Source organism: Paenibacillus radicis (ex Gao et al. 2016) (genome assembly GCF_014641555.1).
GTDB classification, from domain to species: domain Bacteria; phylum Bacillota; class Bacilli; order Paenibacillales; family Paenibacillaceae; genus Pristimantibacillus; species Pristimantibacillus radicis.
This window is the reverse complement of the sequence record NZ_BMHY01000003.1, coordinates 321,151-327,321: the sequence shown is the minus strand read 5'-3', so window position 1 is coordinate 327,321 and position 6,171 is coordinate 321,151. Positions and strand designations below refer to the sequence as shown.

Annotated in this window: 5 protein-coding genes; 3 read left to right on the top strand and 2 right to left on the bottom strand. The window is 35.4% G+C overall.

Translation table 11 applies throughout. From position 1 onward, the window contains the following. Positions 1–373 precede the first annotated feature (373 nt). Positions 374–3,010, bottom strand: coding sequence for an NACHT domain-containing protein (locus IEX98_RS10095; protein WP_188888848.1), 2,637 nt, complete (start codon positions 3,008–3,010; stop codon positions 374–376). Between the two features lie 616 nt (positions 3,011–3,626). Next, complete coding sequence (locus IEX98_RS10090; protein WP_188889337.1) at positions 3,627–4,322, bottom strand: MerR family DNA-binding transcriptional regulator; 696 nt, start codon at positions 4,320–4,322, stop codon at positions 3,627–3,629. Between the two features lie 162 nt (positions 4,323–4,484). Here IEX98_RS10090 and IEX98_RS10085 point away from each other — a divergent pair, with 162 nt between their 5' ends. The 3 genes from IEX98_RS10085 (at position 4,485) to IEX98_RS10075 (ending at position 6,128) form a co-directional block, all read left to right on the top strand. Then, on the top strand, positions 4,485–4,979 hold the full coding sequence (locus IEX98_RS10085; protein WP_188888846.1) for a DUF6022 family protein: 495 nt from the start codon (positions 4,485–4,487) through the stop codon (positions 4,977–4,979). A 36-nt stretch (positions 4,980–5,015) separates the two neighbouring features. Then, positions 5,016–5,327 (top strand): nuclear transport factor 2 family protein, encoded by a 312-nt coding sequence (locus tag IEX98_RS10080; RefSeq protein ID WP_229692077.1) that lies wholly within the window; start codon positions 5,016–5,018, stop codon positions 5,325–5,327. Between the two features lie 126 nt (positions 5,328–5,453). Then, a complete protein-coding gene (locus IEX98_RS10075) occupies positions 5,454–6,128 on the top strand; it encodes a stalk domain-containing protein (RefSeq protein WP_188888844.1) in 675 nt (224 codons plus the stop codon). The last annotated feature ends 43 nt before the right edge of the window (positions 6,129–6,171 follow it).

The window sequence follows — 6,171 nt, the reverse complement described above, 5'->3', positions numbered from 1 at the left end:
GTAAGAGTAAGAGTAAGAGTAAGAGTAAGAGTAAGAGTAAGAGTAAGAGTAAGAGTAAGAGTAAGAGTAAGAGTAAGGACAACCAGCACTCAGTCCATAACAAAGAAGTTTACTAAAATATACATTAGAGCTTAAGTTGTCACAAATTTAGTTTTGTCAAATATCCTACATCGACGTTTAGCTTCCATGTTTTATATTTTATCATTTAAAATAGTTGTTGTTGAGGGTTAGGGATCATGTTCAGGCAGATGTGGCTAGGTTGCTCCTGATCGGGTAACCTAGCTAAACCATGAAACATGATCCCTTTACTTTTCTAAGGTTTTCTTTTTAAGGAAAGGCTTTATTTAAATAAGCTAGCAAAATATTGTATAGACTATGCAGAAATATAATCTAATTTGCTTTCAATTTTTTTTATGTTTGACAAAATCAAATCAATATTTTTATCCTCTAATAATTTTGCTTTGTCTCCTACTAAATATAGTTCTTTTTTTATTGTATCTAAATCAATTCCGTTCTCAATAAGAGTGACAATTTCAACAATTTTTTCATCAATCTTTGAACTTGTCGTTATATTTTCAAAGAAATAATTTAAGGTTTTAAACAAATGTACCCCTCCGTATTTACTTACAGAAGGTGTTTTAATAGCATCAACTCCAAAAATTTTAATAAATCCAATAATAGTATCGAGTTTAGTAATGTCATTATAAAATAAATATAAGAACTTATCGTTTTCATATAAATCGGCGTTTAATGTAATAGAGTTGATTTGAATATCTCTTTGAGTAAATAAGTTCATCTCTACTTGAAATAATGATATATTTAATAAAAGCTTATCATTTGAAGATTCATTAGATATAATCTCGCCTAGTATTTTTTCAATCATATACCTGTACTTGTCGTGATTAACAATACTAGTAAGCCTTCTAAATAACTTTGAGGTTATGGGTTTATCCCATAAACTATATAGACAGATCTCAATAGATTTCTTGACTAAATCGTATATTAGCGATTCATTTACATTTTTTAATTTGTGTACTATCGCTAGAAAAAATAAATAAGCATCATTATTATTCGATATGTTTTCGGTTAAAATATTATCAATAATGTCAGTGTCAGGCTGATTCTCATCAATTAAATTGATTAACAATTCAATAACTATATGCCAATATGGGTTTCCAATATATTGATTTATTATTTGGTTTCTTTGTGTGAAGTCACCCTTTAGATCACTATTTTGATAAATCCAAAAAGCAGTGTAGTACTCCAAGAATGTTTTGTGAGTGAAATTATTATCAAAATACAACGATCTATTTTTAGCATATTCTAAAAACTCGTCTGCCCATCTACTAGATTCAAATGCGTCATCAGTTAATTTTAACTTGTTTTGAATGATTCTAGAAACTTCATCTTTAACTAAAGTGTATGTAATATTACCATTCCCTACGTTATCTTTATTCCTACTAAGGGATTCATATTGCCAAAAGGCTAGATTAGCGAAAATACTATCTTTTCTGTTTTTAACTTTTATATCTATTTCTAGTTTCTTTACTTCATCCCATTTCTCAACAAGGGTTCGAGTACAACTTCTATATATCTCTAATTTTGAGTGTGGTAAACGACCGTTGTTTCTATAAAGAATCATGATTAATGATAAAAGAAGTGGATTTGCGATCAATTCCTCATCGATATCTTCTTTCAGTTCAAGAAAAGACTGAATTTCTTGTTTTGCAACTTCATCACGAACAGCTTCACATTGATACCATTTTGTTGCATACTCTTTAATTTGTGTATCATTAAATTCCTTCATTGATAGTTCAATAAATATGTCTGAATCCAATTTGACTTCTTCATATCCAATATACCTTGATGTAACTATTGCCTTACTCATTGGATATGTGATTAAAAAGTTTTCAATATCTTTCTTCACATCATATTTTTCATCCTCATTGAAAATTTCATCTAGACCATCAAAGAAAATTAATGTTAATTGAGTATCTAGTATTCTTTTTAATTGGACTTCTGAGAAGTTAACGACACTAAATTCTTTTTCAAGAAGGTATGATATATATTGAGTAAAATTGGTGCTAGAAGACTTTTTTTGTGATAAATACTTTCTAAGCTCAATTCTGATAGGTAACCCATTAAGAGATTCAGAATATTCAAATTCATTCGTATTTCCTTCAAGCAAGCAACAAATGATATATTTAATCAAAACTGATTTACCAGCTCCAGGATCACCTAAAATTACAATATTTTTCGATGATGAGGTGAAAATATCTTTAAAATCAATAGTTGTATTTCTCATTTCCCTCTCAAGAAAATTATCTTCCTCAGTAGATACACTATAATTTTTTAATGTGAACTCTGGCTTTACATAAATATCATTAAGTTTTTTCATTCCTCTTCTAATATCCGGAGATAGACCTAATCCAATATAATTAACTTCATTGAAGTTGTTTAAAGCAATTTTTTTGTAATTCTCAAAAAAGTTATCATAAGAGAAGTTATCAGCTATCTTTTCTTGTATCGTTTCTCTTATTTTTTTTAGCTCATTAAGAGATAATTCTGTGGAATGAGCTATTTTATTTAAATTAGAATCTATACCAATAATCATAAAGTAAATTTCATTATTACTAAGTATTAAATCGAATACGTGATCTTTTAGTAACTCATCTTTAAGGGTAGTAACAAATTCAGATAAAAAATTAGGAGGCAGGGTCTGAAGATCAAATTTTTCTTCAATTACTGAATGATTTATAATTGATTTTCTAAATAGCAGCTTTAGTAATTCTTCTAGTAGTTGTTTATCTTTGAAAAAGAAATCTAAGCTACCACCCAATGCCTCAGGATATCTATTTTGAATTATTGCTGTTGCGTTAGTAAGAGCTATTTTGAATTTTTGATCTAATTCTGTTTGGGTTATTTTCTTGCCTAATTGATTGAAAATCAAATCTCCAGTTTTCTCGAGCAAATAACTACCCACGCTGATTAAAAAACTAGTAGCAACCATTAAACATCTCTCCTAGATTATTTTGTGATAATTATACTAAATAATAGAAGATATTGATAGGTATATTTTACTACATACTTTGGTTTTATGTTGTACTTTATGCATACTTTAACTTTAAATCCGGAAATATTAGACTCAAGAATAAGGTGACGAGTAATATGGTTGGATAGTTCCATCTCCATGAAGATTAAGTTTAGCTCTCCGAATCGCATCCCAGCTTATTCTCATCAATAAGTATATGATTCATCTGCGTGATGCAGACAAGCAGCACATGAAACAGTGCCTGCATCGTGCCTACATGAACGTATCCCCGCAGTAATCTAAGTGGAACAGAGTAATTAATACTTTTCGATAACTTCTCTTAGTAGTGACAAATTTAATTAGTTCGACTATATATTTCTTTATGAAGAGAGCGAATCGGCATTGTCGCTAGTAAGAACTCGAAAAATCGCGTCGGGCACGGATGGGAGGGCTGAGACAGGTTGGGAGCAAGTAATCTGTCTCAGCCCTCTTTGGACCTTTCTGTCAATAGCTTGCAAAAAAGACGTTCTACCGCGCAGGCTGAAAATTTCATTGTTCGAAGTCGTTACGTCCATCCGAGAGAGGTTGAATGATCCTAAGCTTTTGTAAACTGAATTAACTCATATAAATTCAATATCCCACGCATCTGAGATTCGAGGATCTTATCCAAATAACCCCTGATATTCTCAGCCACATTCACGAGCGCTTGCAGATCAGTATGTTCTACCGCAGCGATAGATTGCCTGAAATTCACCGTTTCTTCTGAATACACAGTGCTTTGCAGCATTTGAATCAACCTGATTTTTAGCAAATGAGATCCGCTGTATCGACGATAATGGTTGGCAGGATCCCGATCGGCCCTTACATATCCAGCTTGATCCCAGTAGCGGATCGCAGATTTGGGAATCTGCGTCAATTCGGATGCTTCTTTGATGGTGAAGAGTTTATCGGCACACCAAGCTTTACTTTCGATAGAGTAAACTCGAATATCCTCGATTAACCTCTCTAATTTCTCTTTTTCCTCGTACAAAGCGATTTCCTTTTCCCTGATGATCCACATTGCATATTGCGGTTTGTTTTGATGGAGACAACGAAGAACCTCAGCAGTCACTTCCATTCCGAATGGCTGGGCCATGGCTTGGATACACGACAGATAGGCTGCATGCAAGTCCGTATAAATGCGATATCCATTTGGTGACCGTTCAGTTGGAGGGATTAGGCCTTTAGCCTCGTAATTCCTTATCGTACTGGCGCTGATCCGGAACCTCTCCGCCAGTTTTTTGGGACGCATCGTCAACTTGTCATCTCTCCCCGCCACATTTTTAAAGATTAAACTTCCTTACAAGGTTTTCAATGAAAACAGCTGATATTCCTTCTCTTATTGTGCATAACCTTCTAATTTGCTTACGAGTAGTACAATGGATTCGAAATGAAGAGAAGGAGGTTTTTGGATATGGTGAAAGGGTCCACGATTTTCCGCGAAGACATGGCGATTGAAGAAATAAGTGAGGTGGCGAACCGTTATATCGAGTCTGAGTGGAGGTCTTTGTACGAATCGATGCATGAGCAATTGACGGCTGCTTTTGCTGAAATTGAAGATGCGGCCTATGGACTTTATTTGGATCAGCTTATGCCGTTCGTATTCGAGCAGCTGGAGGATGCCGGCTTCAGCACGATGGAGAAGCTCAATGAGAATGATTTCGTTATCGGCAAGCGCTTGATTTTCCGTAACTCTCTTGAGAAATGGGGTACGGAAGACAACAGATCCAGAATATTTTGGAACATAATCTATGACAAGCAAGGCAGCCCAATTGGCACCATACTGACGGAAATTCCCCATTCTCATCTGAAATTCGACATACCTTCGGCACCGGTCATTTACTCGCTGCGGGAGAGTGTCAAGGAGCAAGTGTTGCAAGGCATCCGGCGAATAAAGGAATCAGGCTGAGTTAAATAGAATAGAGGTATATTTGATATTGAAGGTATGCTTAGGCTCTTGCATGAGAGAGTCCTGTTCAGAAATTATTCCAATGGCGAAATGGACACGGAGACCAGAGGGATACTGGAATTTGAGGGATTGGCGGAAAAGTCTGCAGGGATTTTCTCTAGCCGGCGCCAAACGATCACTCATTATAGCGCTATTGCTGGCAAAGCCGAGGTGCAAATTGATTATGAGGCCATATTGTCGGCAGATTTACCCAATGGATTGAAAAAAGGAGAAAAGCTTCAGCTTCAGGGGAAGTCTGTATTTGAAATTCAAGAAGACAAAATATTGGTCATTGAAGATTATAGTTAAGTAGCTTCGATCTTGGGGTCGCCCTTTCGTTGTAATTAGTGCTTTTCTAACTTGTATATTCATTATTTCCAAAGTATAGTATTCATATATTTTCATCTATTTTCATATATTAGGGAGAGATGAAGTTTGAAGAAAAAAACGATGGCCGCAATTTTAGGAGTAACGATTTTGGCAAGTATGAGCACTGGAGCATATGCGGCGACAAAGCTGCAAGAAATTAAAGCCTACTTGAATCCCGGTGTTAAAGTTAAAGTAAATGGGACGCTCGTGCAGCTAAAGGATGCTAAAGGAAGTGCAATCGTACCTATCGAGTACAAAAATAGCAACTACGTTCCAGCCAGGGCGATAGCGGATGCACTAGGTGTAGCCGTCGATTATGACCAAGCCACACAAACGATTATTTTTGGAGAGAAGGTCGAAGGCACGGCTTTGTCTGTTGGCTTCGATGATATGTATTACACGAAAGACCCGGCTTTCACTTCCTATAAGGGCAAGGATTACAAAGAGGCCTATTTCAATAATGGTACTGGAGACCGCAGCGTGAACTTTATGCTGCATCCTAATAAACAGTATCAAACACTTCAACTGCAAATTGCCGCTATCGGCTCCGACCTTAAGAATATTACCGTTAAAGATACTAAAAAAGATATTATCTTAAAAGAAGTTGAGCTTATTAAAGCAGAGGATGGCTTGACAACGATTGAGGTTAACGTTGGCGGAGTTGAAGAATTGTTTGTTGAAGGCAGTATTTCTAGCGGGGGCACCGTATTTGTTCCGCTAACAACTTCGCATTATAAATAACACGATAAAGGCTGGAAGCTCTTCTCAAGAGAGCTTCCAGCCT

What these genes read in the sequence shown, in the direction of transcription:
- IEX98_RS10080 (WP_229692077.1), top strand. Translation starts at nt 5,016, where the DNA reads ATGCTTAGGCTCTTGCATGAGAGAGTCCTGTTCAGAAATTATTCCAAT.
- IEX98_RS10085 (WP_188888846.1), top strand. Translation starts at nt 4,485, where the DNA reads ATGGTGAAAGGGTCCACGATTTTCCGCGAAGACATGGCGATTGAAGAA.
- IEX98_RS10090 (WP_188889337.1), bottom strand. Translation starts at nt 4,322, where the DNA reads ATGCGTCCCAAAAAACTGGCGGAGAGGTTCCGGATCAGCGCCAGTACG.
- IEX98_RS10095 (WP_188888848.1), bottom strand. Translation starts at nt 3,010, where the DNA reads ATGGTTGCTACTAGTTTTTTAATCAGCGTGGGTAGTTATTTGCTCGAG.